Source organism: Micromonospora endophytica, assembly GCF_003236305.1.
Classification (GTDB): domain Bacteria; phylum Actinomycetota; class Actinomycetes; order Mycobacteriales; family Micromonosporaceae; genus Micromonospora; species Micromonospora endophytica.
This window is the reverse complement of record NZ_POTX01000145.1, coordinates 1-15,441: the sequence shown is the minus strand read 5'-3', so window position 1 is coordinate 15,441 and position 15,441 is coordinate 1. Positions and strand designations below refer to the sequence as shown.

Annotated in this window: 19 protein-coding genes; 16 read left to right on the top strand and 3 right to left on the bottom strand. The window is 67.1% G+C overall.

Annotation, left to right across the window (positions count from 1 at the left end; genetic code table 11):
- Both C1I93_RS19795 and C1I93_RS19785 read left to right on the top strand, forming a co-directional pair.
- A partial coding sequence (locus tag C1I93_RS19795) for a VHL beta domain-containing protein (RefSeq protein WP_498070720.1) occupies positions 1–301 on the top strand: 301 nt, incomplete at its 5' end.
- A 1,072-nt stretch (positions 302–1,373) separates the two neighbouring features.
- A complete protein-coding gene (locus C1I93_RS19785) occupies positions 1,374–3,296 on the top strand; it encodes an N-6 DNA methylase (RefSeq protein ID WP_212808672.1) in 1,923 nt (640 codons plus the stop codon).
- Between the two features lie 13 nt (positions 3,297–3,309).
- Here C1I93_RS19785 and C1I93_RS31240 read toward each other — a convergent pair whose 3' ends face one another.
- Positions 3,310–3,909 (bottom strand): hypothetical protein, encoded by a 600-nt coding sequence (locus C1I93_RS31240; protein ID WP_146603532.1) that lies wholly within the window; start codon positions 3,907–3,909, stop codon positions 3,310–3,312.
- A gap of 752 nt (positions 3,910–4,661) precedes the next feature.
- Between C1I93_RS31240 and C1I93_RS19780 the strand changes: the two genes are divergently transcribed.
- The gene (locus tag C1I93_RS19780) at positions 4,662–5,228 is read left to right on the top strand and encodes an HD domain-containing protein (protein WP_111244790.1); all 567 of its coding nucleotides are present in this window, start codon (positions 4,662–4,664) and stop codon (positions 5,226–5,228) included.
- Here C1I93_RS19780 and C1I93_RS19775 read toward each other — a convergent pair.
- Positions 5,216–5,686 carry an NUDIX hydrolase gene (locus tag C1I93_RS19775; RefSeq protein WP_111244789.1) on the bottom strand — a complete coding sequence of 157 codons (471 nt, stop codon included), beginning with the start codon at positions 5,684–5,686 and terminating at the stop codon, positions 5,216–5,218. The genes C1I93_RS19780 and C1I93_RS19775 overlap by 13 nt on opposite strands.
- A gap of 4 nt (positions 5,687–5,690) precedes the next feature.
- Positions 5,691–6,449, bottom strand: coding sequence for an XRE family transcriptional regulator (locus C1I93_RS19770; protein WP_111244788.1), 759 nt, complete (start codon positions 6,447–6,449; stop codon positions 5,691–5,693).
- Positions 6,450–6,626: 177 nt separating this feature from the next.
- On the opposite strand from C1I93_RS19770, the gene C1I93_RS19765 reads away from it, so the two are divergent.
- The 13 genes from C1I93_RS19765 to C1I93_RS19705 all read left to right on the top strand — a co-directional run bounded on the left by C1I93_RS19765 (position 6,627) and on the right by C1I93_RS19705 (position 15,379).
- Positions 6,627–6,947 (top strand): hypothetical protein, encoded by a 321-nt coding sequence (locus tag C1I93_RS19765; protein ID WP_111244787.1) that lies wholly within the window; start codon positions 6,627–6,629, stop codon positions 6,945–6,947.
- Positions 6,948–7,074: 127 nt separating this feature from the next.
- Positions 7,075–7,608, top strand: a complete 534-nt coding sequence (locus C1I93_RS19760) for a DUF3307 domain-containing protein (protein ID WP_111244786.1) — start codon at positions 7,075–7,077, stop codon at positions 7,606–7,608.
- Positions 7,609–7,776: 168 nt separating this feature from the next.
- A complete protein-coding gene (locus C1I93_RS19755; RefSeq protein WP_111244785.1) occupies positions 7,777–8,655 on the top strand; it encodes a hypothetical protein in 879 nt (292 codons plus the stop codon).
- Between the two features lie 84 nt (positions 8,656–8,739).
- The gene (locus C1I93_RS19750) at positions 8,740–9,606 is read left to right on the top strand and encodes an FtsK/SpoIIIE domain-containing protein (protein ID WP_111244784.1); all 867 of its coding nucleotides are present in this window, start codon (positions 8,740–8,742) and stop codon (positions 9,604–9,606) included.
- Complete coding sequence (locus C1I93_RS19745; RefSeq protein WP_111244783.1) at positions 9,603–9,812, top strand: hypothetical protein; 210 nt, start codon at positions 9,603–9,605, stop codon at positions 9,810–9,812. Before C1I93_RS19750 ends, C1I93_RS19745 begins: the two co-directional genes overlap by 4 nt.
- Before the next feature lie 86 nt (positions 9,813–9,898).
- Positions 9,899–10,339, top strand: coding sequence for a DUF6197 family protein (locus C1I93_RS19740; protein WP_111244782.1), 441 nt, complete (start codon positions 9,899–9,901; stop codon positions 10,337–10,339).
- Entirely contained in the window at positions 10,339–10,638 is a 300-nt protein-coding gene (locus tag C1I93_RS19735; RefSeq protein WP_111244781.1) for a hypothetical protein, read from the top strand. Before C1I93_RS19740 ends, C1I93_RS19735 begins: the two co-directional genes overlap by 1 nt.
- The gene (locus C1I93_RS19730) at positions 10,635–10,979 is read left to right on the top strand and encodes an RRQRL motif-containing zinc-binding protein (protein ID WP_303393475.1); all 345 of its coding nucleotides are present in this window, start codon (positions 10,635–10,637) and stop codon (positions 10,977–10,979) included. Before C1I93_RS19735 ends, C1I93_RS19730 begins: the two co-directional genes overlap by 4 nt.
- 70 nt (positions 10,980–11,049) lie before the next feature.
- Positions 11,050–11,769 (top strand): hypothetical protein, encoded by a 720-nt coding sequence (locus C1I93_RS19725; RefSeq protein WP_111244779.1) that lies wholly within the window; start codon positions 11,050–11,052, stop codon positions 11,767–11,769.
- On the top strand, positions 11,766–12,032 hold the full coding sequence (locus C1I93_RS19720; protein ID WP_111244778.1) for a hypothetical protein: 267 nt from the start codon (positions 11,766–11,768) through the stop codon (positions 12,030–12,032). Before C1I93_RS19725 ends, C1I93_RS19720 begins: the two co-directional genes overlap by 4 nt.
- Positions 12,032–13,807, top strand: a complete 1,776-nt coding sequence (locus C1I93_RS19715; RefSeq protein WP_111244777.1) for a replication initiator — start codon at positions 12,032–12,034, stop codon at positions 13,805–13,807. Before C1I93_RS19720 ends, C1I93_RS19715 begins: the two co-directional genes overlap by 1 nt.
- Before the next feature lie 28 nt (positions 13,808–13,835).
- Positions 13,836–14,108, top strand: coding sequence for a helix-turn-helix domain-containing protein (locus C1I93_RS19710; protein ID WP_111244776.1), 273 nt, complete (start codon positions 13,836–13,838; stop codon positions 14,106–14,108).
- Positions 14,108–15,379 carry a tyrosine-type recombinase/integrase gene (locus tag C1I93_RS19705; RefSeq protein WP_111244775.1) on the top strand — a complete coding sequence of 424 codons (1,272 nt, stop codon included), beginning with the start codon at positions 14,108–14,110 and terminating at the stop codon, positions 15,377–15,379. Before C1I93_RS19710 ends, C1I93_RS19705 begins: the two co-directional genes overlap by 1 nt.
- The last annotated feature ends 62 nt before the right edge of the window (positions 15,380–15,441 follow it).

The window sequence follows — 15,441 nt, the reverse complement described above, 5'->3', positions numbered from 1 at the left end:
CACCCGCCCCGCCGCGCCACCGCAACTGTCGCCGCTGCCCGCCTGGCGGGAGCGCGACCTACGCTCGGTCAGCGGTGGCGCGGAGACCAGCATCGAGTTCGTCAACCTCAGGTCCCGGCCGGTGATCCTCTACTGGATCGACCACCAGGGCCGACGCCGCCAGTACGCGGTCATCCAACCGGGGCAGTCCCACCGGCAGCAAACGTACGTCGGCCACCCCTGGGTGGTGACGAACGGTCGCGGTCAGGCGCTCGTCTGCTTCGAACCGACCCGCACCCCGGCCCGCGCCGAGATCGGCTGAGAGGATCGATCGGTCAGCGATCATCGCTGCTCCCTCGCGGCGGTTGCCCGGTAGTGCCGCTACGGCAGGCTCGCCTCGGCGTCGTATGCCGAAGCCAGCTCGGGCTGGGGCGCTCAGTTCAGGCAGCGGTTCAGGCAGCGGCAATCCGTTGACTTGCCAATCGTCGTCCACAGCGGTCCTCCCCGGTGACGGCCGATCCGGTGGGTGCGCCTTGACGCGTAGCCGAGTCGGCGGACGACGGCCCCATCTGCGGAGCCGGGATGCGAAAAATATCGGTTGTGCGGGGTGAACGCGACTACACGGTCGACGGACCCGACACCCAGCGTGAGTTCGCGGCAGCCTTCGCCGAAATCTAGGAGCGATGGGTCTGCTTCTACCCTGGCTACCAGTCGGCCCGGTTCCACATCAGCACCGACGGCACCCGAGTCCACAACATCGTTCACTGGGCAAGCGAGGCCGACTACCGCAACTTCGTGGTGTCCTCCGACACCGAGGGTCGAACGGCGGCCATTCGCCAAGCACTGGAAGGCTTGTCCGGCAAGTCAGCCTGACACCTCACTCCAACCCACCCGACCCGAGCGCATGCCGGGATCTCCGAGATCTTGTTACGAGAGCGCCCCTCCCGGGGCCGGAACGCACCAAGATTCACTTCAACCGGGCCGAGTCGGGATCGGCGCGCTTTACCCCAAGACGGGCAGGAAAGGGACGACCCCCGTCGGGGGGATGCGGTCCCAAGCTGTCGGTCGCTACCAACTGGTGGCAACCTGCGCCGCCGAGCAGCTGCCGGGCGTCGTCGGTTGACGTTCAGGTCCGGCCCACACCGATGCTCGCGCTGCTTTCTTGCTGCCTCGCCACCCCGAGGCGGTGCGCGTGCCTGCACCCTGCGTGGCCCGCGCGAGAGCCATTCGTGTTCAGTGTCATATCGGCACCTTGTGTTGGTACCGGCCGGGCCAACCTGTCGGTAGAGTCTGACGATCATCATGAGCGGTCCGTCGCCCACCCGAGCGGTGTGTCTGCGACACCAGAGGTTCAACGAGGGGAAGCATGGCGGTCAGAGCCAAGGGAGGGCATCGTGTCTGACAGCCGTCAGCTGTTCCGAGATCTGAGGAACTACCTCGCAGGGCAGCACCTCGGCGCAACCCAGGATCGCCACCTCCTTCAGGAGGTTCTCAAGATCCTCCTTTGCAAGGCGCGGCTGGATTCATCCATGGGAGTGGCTCGTTCTCGCGCGGACGCCGCTATCTACCGCACTACCTGGGAGCAAGTGCAGGAATCCTTGCCTCACCTGTTCGGCGGAACTGAGCATCTGAAGCTTCAGGACCAGGTGATTGAGCAGGTAGATCGCCTTCTCGCCTCCCTGGATCTCGGACGCGCCGACATCGATCCATTCGCTGACCTTTATGAAACCTTTACCGGCAACATGGCACGGGGACAGGAGGGCCAATTTTTCACCCCTCCGAACGCGGTCGAACTTTTGGTATCCATGGTCGCACCGAAGGCGGGGGAAGTTGTACTCGACCCCGCTTGCGGAGCGGGTGGATTTCTGGCGCAAACGGCACATTTCTGGAACCGGCATCGACCTAGAAGGAACGGCCAGCTAATCGGAATCGACAAGGATGCCGAACTTGCACGGCTAACCGCGTTGCGAATGGCCCTAATGCCAGGGGTAAATGCTGACACCTACTGCGCCGATTCACTCGCCTGGAAGTCATCTGAGAGTCATTTCCCGCAACTGGCAGATGTCTCACCGGTGGACGTAATCCTAACCAACCCTCCGTTTGGATCTAAGATCGTTGCCGTATCAGGTGAGACGCAGCGGCAGTTCCGTCTAGCCCACCGATGGACTCGGTCGAAGGGTTCCCTGACGTTCACGCAATCCAGCACGCTAGTAAGCAATGTGAGCCCGCAGGTCGTCTTCATCGAGCGATGCCTTAGCCTGCTGCGTCCCGGTGGTCGCCTTGGGATGGTTCTGCCTGAGAGCCTGCTGTCCAGTCAGCGATACCAATACGTAGTCCAATTTCTACGCGATCAGGCCAAGCTCGAAGCAGTTGTAGGGATGCCGGAGAATCTTTTTAAGGTTTCCGGCTCAGGGGGCACTCACACAAAGACCTGTCTGCTTGTGGCGACCAAGCACAAGTCAAAGAATCCGGCTACCTCAACCATCTTTATGGCCGAGGCCAAATGGTGTGGAAACGACAGTCGCGGGCGCAAGACTGAACGGGACGAGTTGCCAGAGATTGGGCGTCGCTACTCCGGCATCGAGCACATCAGAAATGATCACCTCGGTTACGAAGTAGCCGAGGACCAACTTCAGGACAACATTCTGGCTCCTCGGTATTATGATCCGGAGCCCGTTCAGCAACTTCTGACGTTGAAGCGAACCCACGATCTGGTAAGTGTCGGCAAGCTAATCAGTGACGGAATCCTGGAGGTCCGATCTGGTCACGAGGTTGGTAAGGACGCCTACGGCACAGGCGATATACCATTCGTTCGGACATCCGACATTTCAAATTGGGAAGTCAAGCTGGACCCGAAGCATGGCGTGTCGGAGGAGATCTACAACCGATACGCCTCGCTGCAGGATGTCCGCGAGGGCGACATTCTAATGGTTCGAGACGGTACATACTTGATTGGCACGTGCGCGTACGTCAGCAAGTACGATCAGAAGATCGTCTACCAGAGCCACCTCCTGAAGTTGCGTGTGACCGATCACAGTGAACTCTCCCCATTCTTACTCCTCGCTGCTCTCAGCTCCGCCCCAGTGAAGCGACAGATCCGAGCGAAGCGCTTCACTATGGATATCATCGACACGCTTGGTAACCGTCTAAGTGAGCTGGTCCTACCCTTGCCTCGCGACCCGCAGCTTCGGATCTCCATCGCGGACCAGGTTGCAACCGTGATTCGCGACCGTGTCGAAGCGCGCGAGTTGGCTCGACAGGCTTGTCTTGCGGTCGCAGGAGACCTAGGTGAGGCTGACGCGGACCTCAATCTGTAACGAGAGCGTGAAACTACGCGATCTCGTCGGGGTGAATCGTGACCTCTCCGAGTTGGAAGTATCGACCAATGAGCTCGACCAACTTGGTGCGCGCCTCTCGTAGTGTCATGTCACCCTGAATCAGGTTGCTTCGATGCGTACGCCAACTCACGTTGGCGACGCAATGTTTTGGCACGGCGGTCGGGTCGTCATGGCCGATATGAAACACCGACCTACCGCGCTTGGGTTGAAGCGCCTCGGCTTCGAAATGCTTGTAGTCCAGTCGCTCTAAGGTCAGCGCATCTCTATAAGAGCCAATAACAGGCTCTCGCCCAAGATACTTAGAGATGATCCCTGTGGTTGGCTCCGACAGAACTGGCGCGTTTACAAATTCGCACATCATGCCGAGCAAGCGCAACTCGATTACCTTGCACTCTTCCTCAGTGCCATACTGCGGGTCTCGCGGATCTAGGTTCCACCTGGAGCTCCGATTGCTTTGGTAGTCGCCAGTCTGCCGCCTTCCAGACTTCTGGGCGCGCGTCGTGATGCCCTGAATTGTCTTACTATAGACCCCCGCCTTTCGGAGCCCCTTCCGCACTTCGCGCAGGTCACTGTTGAGTTGTGCCAGGTCCATTGAACCTCCGGGCGGCGCGGTTCAGTTGTCACTGAACTTCCGACGTTCTGCGTGCTCCGGGCTGGTGTCCGATGGTCTGGCTAGGTGTAGACAGCGACCATGATTGAACCCCGGAAGCCTCAAGCTAGGGACCTTACTACCGATCTTGCCATCCCGTCTGCCGTCGACCCGCCCTCTGGGGAGCGGGCCGCCGCCCGGCCCGCCACGTCAAGACGGCCTTGACGCACGGTCGAACGCTGGCGGGTCGGGCGGTGGTCTGCTCGGCTCGCCCGGGTCGTCGGCTGGCGGGATGGCTTGCCACCGCAACCACCCACGGACCGCGAGCCGCCGACGGAGCCCCGGCCATCCTGGAGCCGGAGCGCCCCCGCCGGAGGCGCAGTAGCCGCAACCCCGCGACCGTCGCCAGCTCGCCGACGCGGCCGGCGTGCGCTTCGCTACGCCGCGCGGGCTCGTGGCCGCGGGCCCGGCCGGCTGCCGGCCCACCACAACCCGGTCAACGCTGCTGTCGTCCTGCGGCGGCCCACCGGGCTACCCGCCCTCCGCGCCAGCCGCCGGGCGTGTTGCGTGGCCGGAGTCGGAGCGCCAGCGGAGCGACGGACGCGCGCCCAGGCGGCGGCGCGTGCGGCCCGTCAAGGGCCGCCTTGAAGACGTACAGAAAGTTTGAACCACATTGCCGGCAGCCGGCCGGCTCCGTGCCGTCGGCCAGCGGACACGGGATGGTGCGGGCATCGCGCGCTCCGTACCCTGGCGGCATGGCCGACCTCGTCGATACCGCTCGGGAAGCTGCGCGGCACCTGTTGGAGACTCCGCTGCCCCGTCGGTGGAGTCACGTCCAGGCGGTGGCCGCCAAGGCGGACCGGGTCAGCGCTGCCGTACCGGTCGAGGACCGAGCGGTGCTCGTGGCGTCGGCGTGGCTGCATGACGTGGGCTACAGCCCCGACCTGGTCGACACCGGCTTTCACTCGCTCGACGGTGGCCGCTGGCTGCGGCGCGAGCGATTCAACGAGCGGATCGCCGCCCTGGTGGCTCACCATTCGTGCGCCTGGCTGGAAGCCGAGGAGCGTGGGCTTGGTGAGGTCCTGGGCGCCGAGTTCCCTCGGGAAGAGACGCCGGTGACGGATGCCCTCTGCTTCTCCGACATGACGACCGGGCCGGACGGGCAGGACTTCGAGGTGTTGGAGCGGCTAGCCGAGATTCGGTCGCGGTACGGGCCGGAGCATCTGGTGACCCGGTTTATCGGCCGAGCGGAGCCGGAAATGGTCGCCGCTGTCCAGCGGACTCAGCGCAGGCTCGCCGGCAACGTCCCTCAGCCGATGTAGGGCTCCGTGCGGTCCTCGTATCCGTGGGTGATTCGGAGCAGGGTCGACGGATGGATGTCGAGTGCTTCCAGCTCGTCGCGGGCCACCCACCGGACGTCGCTTGATTCATCGCTGGGGGTCGGAGTGCCGTCGACGGGTACGGCTCGGAAGCAGAGCGAGAACTGCTGCCGAACCTCTCCGTCTGAGTACGCGATGACGTGGTCTGGATCGGAGTAGACGCCGACCAAGCCGGTCACCTCGACGCTGATGCCGGTCTCTTCGCGGGTCTCTCGGGTCGCTGTCTCGGCAACCGATTCGCCGATCTCCTGACCGCCGCCGGGCAGTGACCACAGGCCGTTGTCAGTGCGCTGGATGAGCAGCACCCGGCCGTGCTTGTCGCGGACGAAGACGGAGACGGCCACGACGATGCTGTTAGCTTCCGGCGCGTTCGGGTCGTGGTAGTGCTCGGTTCTCGCCATGGCTCTAGGCTGCCACCTCACCGAGCGGCAGCGGCTTCGAGGCGGACAAAACTCGGTCGAAGCTGTCGGCGTAGGTGCCGAACAGATCACCGCCGTTGAGCCGGCGTAGATGCATCACGGGCGCGTGTGGTGCCGGGAACCCGAGTACGTGCATGTTCACCAGCATCTCGTCATCGAATCGATAGATCGAGTTGTACAGCGTCGTGTCGTGGTAGAGCACCTTCACCCCGGGCGCATCGTCGAGCCGCTTGTAGGACTGCTGTACCTGACGAATCTTCGCGGCCATCACGCCGGGCGCACCCTCCTCGACGCTTCTCCGTTCGATCGCGGCGCTGGTCGGGTCGCCAAGCAGGATCGTCACCGCGACACCGTCAACGCCCTTTTGACGCAGGATGTCGACAAGCCTCGGGTCCTGCTCCAACAGGAAGAGGCCAGCGTAGGCCAGGACGTCGATCCGCTTCTCGGCTCGCTCGATCAGTCGTCGCCACAGGTCGTACGGCACGGCGGAACGCCGGGAGTAGAGCTGGACCATCTCGCTCTGCCCGATCTTCGACGCCTTCTCCGGGGTCACCGCGTCCGGCCACAGGTACGGCACGTCTTCGCGCACCATGGCCGCGATCGCATGCCGGTGCCGGGGATACGGCGTTCGGTCCTGCGTGATCCACCGTTCGACGGTCTTCGGGTCCACCCCGATCCGCTCCGCCACAACGACAGGCGTCAGGCCGTTGCGCAGGATGGCATCGCGTAGCCGGTCGTTCGGCATCCAACCCTCCTCAAGGGACGACTAGGGACATCTAGACGATAGTCGAGACGTCCCATAGTCGTCCAGCCGTCGGGATGGGGCGTCCTCGCAGATTCGGGAGTCTTGACCTCAGAGGCCACGAGCAAGAGTCCACCGGGGACAAGCTCAATTTCTGGCCCGAGACACAGGAGGTCTGTTGTGAAGCTGTACGTGGACACCCAGAGCAAGCAGGTCCAGGTGACGAAGGACCCCGAGCCGAAGAACGACCAGAACGGCAATCAGCGGTCGGAGAAGAACACCGGCCGGCTCATGTGGTCCACCCAGGTCTTCGTACTCGACGAGACCGGCGGCGAGATCATCACCATCACCACGGCGGGTGAGAAGCCGAGCGTGATGGTGGGACAGCTCGTCGCTGTCGAGCAGTTGGAGGCCATTCCGTGGGCGACCAACGGGCGTAACGGCGTCGCGTTCCGCGCCATCTCGCTGAAGCCGAAGGCTGGCAACTCGGCGGCTAAGTAGTTCTTCGCTCACCGCGCTGTGTGAGCCTCTGGTGTCTGATGCACGAAGCGGCCTGACGGTCCGCTGATCTGATCCATTTTCGGTCCGGGAGCGCTTCTGGCTCCTATTCTCCCGGCCCTGGCAACCCATGGTTGCCCTCTCGATCTGGCGCGGGGTCGGTACTGGCTCCTACACCTGCCGGCCCCGCCTGCCATTCCAACCCGTTCACCCACAATCGTTGGGAGTGGTTGTCGTGCTCGTTTCCGCCATCGTCTTCGCCGTTGTCGCGGCGACTCTATACGCCGGCCACCAGGTGGCCGACCACGTCTTCGGCCAATCCGACAAGCAAGCCGCCCACAAGGCCGCTCCCGGCTGGGACGGCTGGCGTCACCTGTTGGGCCACATCGTGGCCTATCACCTCGTGGTGGTGGTCATGTTGGCCATCGCCATCGTTGCGCTTGATCTGCCCGTCACCGTCGTCGGGCTCACCGCCGGAGTCGGCTTCTCCGCCGCCTCACACGCGTTGCTCGACCGGCGTTGGCCGGTCCGGTGGTTGCTGATTCAAACCGGGAACCGAAATTTCGCCGACCGGCAGGCCCCGGTCTGCGGCATGTACCTGGCGGATCAGTCCCTGCACGCGGCTTGCCTGTGGGTATCCGCGCTGCTCATCGCCTGCTTGTAGGCGCAAGGGTCGCTACGCGGCCTGAGTGATTTCGAGCCCGGGGCCGGTACTGGCTCCTACACCTGCCGACCCCGTGCTCTCCAACCCATCCAGCCCAATCGCTTGGGAGGACGTGTCGTGTCCAAGTCTAGCCCTCGCCGCTCGTTCGGCCGGAAGTCAACCGGAACCGTGACAGTAATCGAGGCCAAGGTTCACCGGTCCTCGGCCCGGAACGCCCGAATGGCGTTCATTCTCACTGCGGTCATCCTCGGCGTACTCGGTGCCGTGGTGGCCGCTTCCTACGTTCACCCCATCGTCGCGCTGTTCATCGGCGCGGCCATCGGCGTCCCGTGTGGCGCGCTGGCCTGGCTCCTGGTCCGCATCTGGCCAGTCCTGCGGCTGCTGTGGTGGTGGACCCCCGAAATCGTCCTTGCCGTCGCTCTGCTGACGGCGTGGGTGCAGCTCGCCACCCACACCCCGACCATCGTCACCCTGGCCGTCGTCGCGGTCGTCCTCGGCGTTCCCGCCGCCATCCCCACCGTTCGACGCCAAGTCGTCGCCTGGGTGTGGTGCCTTGCCGTACGCCACCGGCTGCGGGTCTGCTTCGCGCAGTTCATCATCGCCAACCAGTCGGGGTCACTCCCGCTGATCCTCTGGGCCAAGCCGACCCCGGTCGGCGAACGGGTCTGGGTCTACCTGCGGCCCGGCCTGTCCCTGGCGGACCTGGAAGGCCGCCTCGACAAGATCGCCGTCACCTGCCACGCCTCGTCCGTCCTGGTCGAGCGCGCTTCCGACGGAAACGCCGCGTACCTGCGGTTCGACGTCAAGCGCCGTGAGGTGCTCACCGCAACCGTCACGTCCCCGCTGGCCGAGGTCATCACTCCCGACGCTCCGGCCACCGACCGACCGACGCCGGTCATCCCCACCGCCCTGGACCTGCCCGACGTCCAGGCACCCACGGTCACCCTGCCCATCCAGCCCAAGAAGTCGGCCGCCACGTCGGCCAACGGCAGCAAGCCGGCTCCTTCGCCGTCGTCGGAAGCCGACGACGTCTCCGACTGGATCTGACCCCGCAACCCATCCCGGACGCGGGGAGCCCTCCGGCTCCTTCGTATGGCTTCCCGCGCCCATCAACGCCCAAGGAGGGCACCCATGGCTACGGCATCCGCCCCGACCGCCGGTATTCCGGTGGGGCCTGGCCTGTCGATGTTCGACCCGATCTTCGTCGGCATCGACGAGTTCGGCCAGCCCGTCTACATCACTCTGGCCTACCGCAACCTCCTCGCTGGCGGTGAACCCGGCGGAGGAAAGTCCGGCCTACTCAACACCATCGCGGCCCACGCCGCTCTCTCGGCGGACTCCCGTCTTGTCCTGCTCGACGGCAAGCTCGTCGAACTCGGCCAGTGGGAAGACTGCGCCGACGCCTTCATCGGCCCTGACATCACCGCCGCGCTCGACGTCCTCCGACGCCTACAGCAGGTGATGAACAACCGTTACGCCTGGCTGCGCGCCCACGGACGTCGCAAGGTCACCGCGCTCGACGGACTCTCCGTCATCACCGTCCTGGTCGACGAGATCGCCTTCTACTCCGCCACCATCGGCGGCAAGCAGGAACAGGAAGAGTTCGTCGCCCTCCTGCGGGACCTGGTCGCCCGGGGTCGAGCCGCCGGCATCCCCGTCGTCGCCGCCACCCAGCGACCGTCGTTCGACATCATCCCCACCAGCCTGCGGGACCTGTTCGGCTACCGCGCCGCGTTCCGCTGCACCACTCCCAACAGCTCAAACATCGTCCTCGGTCACGGCTGGGCCGAGCAGGGCTACTCCGCCACCGACATCGCCCCCACCAACCAGGGCGCGGCGTACCTGATCGCCGAGGGCGGCATCCCGCGCCGCATCAAGGTCGCCTACCTGACCGACGCCCAGATCGCCGGCATCGCCGACTACGCCGCCTGGACCCGTCGTCCCACCCGCCCGTCCGCACCGACCGGATCTCGACTCGATTGGGGAACCGCCGCATGACCCTGCGAGAGCTCATCCGCACCCGTCGTACCCCGGCACCGACCACCCAGTACGTCGACCGGCACGTGGTCGGTACGCCCGAGGAACTCGCCACGCTCATGGCGCTGGCCACCGATCGTGGGCTCCTCGTCTTCGCCTCGGCACCCGTACAGGTGCCCGGCGACCCGACCCGCTTCCGCCGCTACCTGCGGCTGCGCACGAACTAGCACGGCCGACAGGACCGGACCACGCCTGGCAGCAAAGCCGGTCCTGCCGACCACCAACCAACAGCCCTCGAAAGGACGTGGCTGCCATGCAGGCTACCCACCAACCCACTGTGACCGGAACGGTCACGCCCGCCGATCTGCTCCGGCTCGCTGCCCTCTACCTGCGCCGGCACGGCTGGACCCGGGGCACCTACTACGCCATCACAGGCATCACCACCCCCACCCCGCCGGCCTGCGTCGTCGGCGCCATCGGCATCGCCTGCGCCGGACGGCGCATCAACCACCCGGAACAACTCGACGGTCTTGACCGGCAGACCTACCGGCACGCCGTCGCCGCGCTCGTCGACTACCTCGACGCCTTCCAGCCGGTCCGATTCGTCGATGACGACGGCTTCCCCGTCATCGAGCACAGCTCCCCGTACGCCTGGAACGACGACCCCGGCCGTACCGCCGAGCAGGTCGTCACGACGTTGGAGAAGGCCGCCGACGACTGGGACTCCCTCCACACCGACGGGGGCGAGAACTGATGCCCACCGTCAAGCCCACCTTGACGCCCAACGTCCCGCGACAGAAGCGCCGGGACATCGTCGAGAACGACGAATTCGCGGCCTTCGCACGTCGCATCATCCGCGCCCACGGTCGCCGCGTCGCAACTGGTGACGTCGAAGCCCTTCGCGACCTGGTCGCCCTCTCCGCCGTCATCGACGAGGCAATCACCGACGCCGTCGTCGGACTCCGCGCCTTCGGCTACTCCTGGGCCGAAATCGGTCAACGCCTCGGCATCTCGCGCCAAGCCGCCCAGCAACGCTGGGGAGACCGGTCGTGACCAACTTCTACGACCCGACCGGTACTCGCTTCGGCTTTCCCACCTATCCGTATCGGATGGCACCCAGCGGGCTCGCCACCCTGCGGCAGCTTCGGGCTGCCGGTCTGCGCCCCGGCGGGCATGACCCCGTCGCCCAGATCTTCTGGCGGCGCGGGAAGCGCGTCGCCTACCTCTACCGCCTCGACCTGGCCAAGCCCAAGCGCACCGCCACCCCCGCCCAGCGGGAGGCCATCGGCAAGGCGCTGCGCGCCCGCCGTACCTGCGCCGTCTGCGGCCTGGTCCGGCCCTACTACATCCCGCACCGCTACGGCTGCTGCCTCGACTGCCACGGAGGCCACTGATGGGTGTCCTGATCACCTTCGCCGTCATCCTGCTCATCGGCATCGCCATGGCCTACATGGGCGGTGTGCGATGAACCGTCAGCCCACCACCGGCACCCGAATCGAAGGTGTCGTCCTGGTCCTCATCCTGCTCACCGTCGCCGGATTCGCCGGTGCCGCCTCGTTCACCCACGTCAAGGACTGGACCCTCGACAACTCCCCGGCGGGAACGGGCGAGTGGTTCGGCTGGGCCAACGCCGTCATCTCCGAACTCGTCCCCATCGCCTGCCTGCTGACCATTCGGCGTCGACGCCGGGTCGGTGCTCCCATCGGCTACCCGCTGTTCCTGCTCATCGCCGCCGCCGGCCTCTCCCTGGCCGCACAACTCGCGGTCGCCAAGCCGGGCATTTCCGGCTGGCTGCTCTCGGCCGTACCGGCGTTGGCCTTCATGGCCTTGGTGAAACTCGTCCTCGCGCCCGTCAAGGGCGACAACCCGACCACGCCGGTTGTCGAACCGGCCGAACCGATCCGGGCTGAGGTGGCCGAGCAGGTCACCACCGAACCGGCACCGCCGGCCGCCATCGCCACCGACCCGCAACCCCGTCCGGCCATCCAGCCCACCATCCCGGCCACCGAGCCGGAGCCGGTCGAGGTTCCGACCCACCTCCTGCCCATGGCCAGGTTCGCCGCAGCACAGCACGAGCAGAACACCGGGTCACCCATCACCGCCGCCGAGCTGGCCGACCGGCTCGACATCGCCCCGGCCACCGCCGGGCAACTCCTGACCACCCTGAGCGGTGGTGCCCGATGACCATCTACCTCGTCGACATCGAACAGGTCGTCCACACCTGCCCCGTCCACCCGGAGGGGCACCCGCACGACATCCGGCGCACCATCGTCGACGTCATTCCCGGCGGACCCTGCCGGGCTCCGGTCACCGTCCGCTGCGGTGGACAGACCGTCCTGATCCCGTGCCGTCGGCACGAGCCGGTCAAGCGCCAGTGCGGCGCCTGCCGGGTCATCGTCACCGAACGCACCATCACCACCCGCACCCCGAACGGGATCGCGGTCTGATGGCCTCGACGCTGGACCTCACTCCCCGCGCTTCGGCCCGGGGGGTGGGCTCGAACGCCGACACCATCGTCTACGACTACACCACCGCCGGGGCTGCCTTCGCCCGCGCCACCCGACCGGACTACTTCGGCTGGATCGAACATGTCCGCGCCGCCGGTGGCTGTACCCGACCGATCCGACTCGCCGGCCAGCTCCTCACCGTCGAGCCTGGCACCGGGCGCGTCGTCGAGCAGCGGCACACCGACGGTATGCCCGACGCGGTCATCTACACCGCCTGCGGAAACCGGCGGGCCACCGTCTGCCCCTCCTGCGCCCGCACCTACCAACGCGACGCGTACCAGCTCCTACGCGCCGGCCTCGTCGGCGGCAAGGGTGTCCCCGACACCGTCACCCAACACCCGGCTGTGTTCCCCACCTTCACCGCTCCGTCCTTCGGGCCGGTCCACGTCCGCGCGGTCCGCAAGCACACCTGCCGGGACCGCAAGCGCTGCGACTGCCGCCCCGACCCCTGCCACGCCCGCCGCGCCGACGACCCCCCCGCCGTCCACTGCCCACACGGCCGCCCTGCCGTCTGCTGGGCACGACACGAGCCCGGTGACACCGCGCTCGGTCAGCCGCTTTGCCTGGACTGCTACGACCATGACCACCAGGTCGTCTGGAACCTGTTCTCCGGCGAGCTGTGGCACCGCACCAAACAAGCCGCAGAACGGCACCTGGCCAAGCTCGCCCGTCGCCGCGGCATCCCGCGCGTCCAGGTCACCACCGCTTCCGGCAACATCCGGACGGTCCCACCGGTTCGGCTGTCGCACGGGAAAGCGGCAGAGTTCCAGGCACGCGGCGCGGTCCACTTCCACGCCCTCGTTCGCCTGGACGGCGTCGACCCCGGCGACCCGGCCGCCGTCGTCCCACCGCCGGACGCGTTCACCGTTGACGACCTCGTCGACGCGCTTCGGCACGCCGCCGCCCAGGTCGCCTTCACCACCCCCGAGCACCCCGACCACCCCGCCGGCTGGCCGATCGCCTGGGGCGAGCAGCTCGACATCCGGCCCATCACCCTCACCGGCCACGGTGAGGTCACTGACAGCATGGTCGCCGGCTACCTTGCCAAGTACGCCACCAAGAGCACCGAGGTAACCGGGCACCGCTCCACCCGCCTCACCGCCGACACCATCGGGGACCACGCCGACCCCGACGGCGACCACACCGCCCGCCTCATCGACGCCTGCTGGCGACTCGGCCGACCCACCGGCACCCCCGTACCGCTGTCCCAGCGGCCCCGCGACCACCGGCCCCGGCCCGGCTTCGTCCCGCGCTGGGAGTGCCCCGACTGCGGCACCCACACCCGCTACGCCGCCTGCCCGGTCTGCGTCGCCCGACGTCAATCCGCCCTTGACACCGAATCGACGAAACCGGCTACCGCCAACCCGTACGCCCGACTGCGCCGGTGGGCGCACATGCTCGGCTTCGGCGGCCACTTCCTCACCAAGGCCCGGCGGTACTCCGTCACCTTCCAGCTCCTGCGCGACACCCGCCGTGCCCACCGGCAGCGCGAGGAACACGGGCACCCGGCCGTCGGCGGCCCGCTCGTCGACGACGACACCACCCTGATCGTCGGCACCCTCACCTTCGCCGGTGCCGGTTGGCACACCACCGGTGACGCGCTCCTCGCCAACACCGCCGCCGCCATGGCCAGAGAGCGACAAGCCGCCGGCCGCGAGGAACTCGCCCACGAACTCGGCACCACCCCGGCCGGCGCTGTGCCGGCTGTCGCCTGACCCGACAGACCTGAGGAGGTCACTCGTCATGAGCACCACCGCCCGCCCGGCTCCGGTCGTTCGGCTCGTCCCTCGTTCCGGGGCGGTCGTCGTCGCGCCGGTCACCTACACCGTTCGGGAGGTCGCCAAGTTGCTGGGCATCTCGCTCGGCAGCACGTACGCCCTCGTGCGCGCCGGCACCATCCCCGCAACCCGCCTCGGGGGCCGCTGGCTGATTCCCCGTACCCGGTTCCATGCTTGGCTGGACGGCGTCACCGAGCGACCCGCCGCCACCGGCACCGAGCACGGTCGGGGGCGTTGATGGGCTTCGTCCGCAAGACTCCGGCCGGCACCTTCCGCGCCTGCTGGCGTGACCCCGCCGGCCAGCAGAAGTCGAAGAGTTTCCGCACGAAGCGGGAGGCCAGTGCCTACCTGGTGGAGATGGAAGGCAGCCTCAATCGGGGCACCTACGTCAACCCGCACGCCGGCCGTACCCGCGTCGGTGACTTCGCTCAGCAGTGGCTCGCCACCCGCTCGGTCGAAGCGCGCACCACGGAACGGACCGTGTCCCTGCTCCGGGCTCATGTCTTGCCCAAGTGGGGTGACTGGCCGCTCGGGAAGGTCGACTTCATGTCGGTGCAGGAGTGGGTGACCGGGCTCGGACGCGACCTCGCTCCCGCCACGGTGGGCAAGTGCTACCAACTGCTGTCGATGATCCTGCGAACCGCTGTGCAGGCGCGGCTGATCGCGGTCAACCCCGCCGAGGGCGTCAAGCTGCCCCGGGACCGGACGCGGGAGGTCAAGCCGATCACGATCAGCCGGGAGAACTTCTTCGGCAAGCTGCTGCCGGCCGTCCCATCCCGTCACCGGGCCATCGTCTGCGCCGCCGCCGGGGCCGGGCTCCGCTGGGGCGAGTGCGCCGGGCTCACCTGGTCGTCAGTCGACCTCGACCGGGCATCGCTGCGCGTCGTCCAGGTCGCCGAGGAGACGCACGGCGGGATCGTGCTGCGCCCGTACCCGAAGAGTCGCGCCGGAGTGCGGACCGTGCCGCTGCCCGGCTTCCTCGTCGACGCGCTGCGTCAGTTGCACACCGCCGCCGACAACCCGGACCCGCGCACGCTGGTCTTCCGGGACCGGGTCGGCCGACCGTTGCGCCGGTCGAACTTCCGCCGTCGCGTCTGGCTGCCCTCGCTGGTCCGCGCCGGCCTGCTCGGTCAGGTCGTCGACACCGGCCCGCATCGGTACCGGGCCGTCTGGCCCGACCGGGAAGGCATCGAGTGGTCGGCCGAATTCACCACCGAGAGGGAAGCCGTTGCCTACGTTGCGGCCAAAGCTGCTGGCGGGATGCGGTTCCACGATCTGCGGCACGCCTACGCCACCTGGCTGGTCACCGACGGCGTGCCGATCAACCTCGTGCAGCGGGTCATGGGCCACGAGCAGGCGTCGACCACGCTCAACCGCTACACCCACACTCCGGACGACTACGCCGCCCGGATCCTGGCGGCCTTCGACGGCCCTGCTGCCTCTCTGCTGCCTCCGACGGGAGAAACCGCGCCGGACGAGGCTGATGACGAGATCGGAGACGACCTGTGAACTGGGGCGGAGCGTTCCCACGGGAAAGGGACGACCCCCGTCGGGGGGAGACGGGGGTCGTC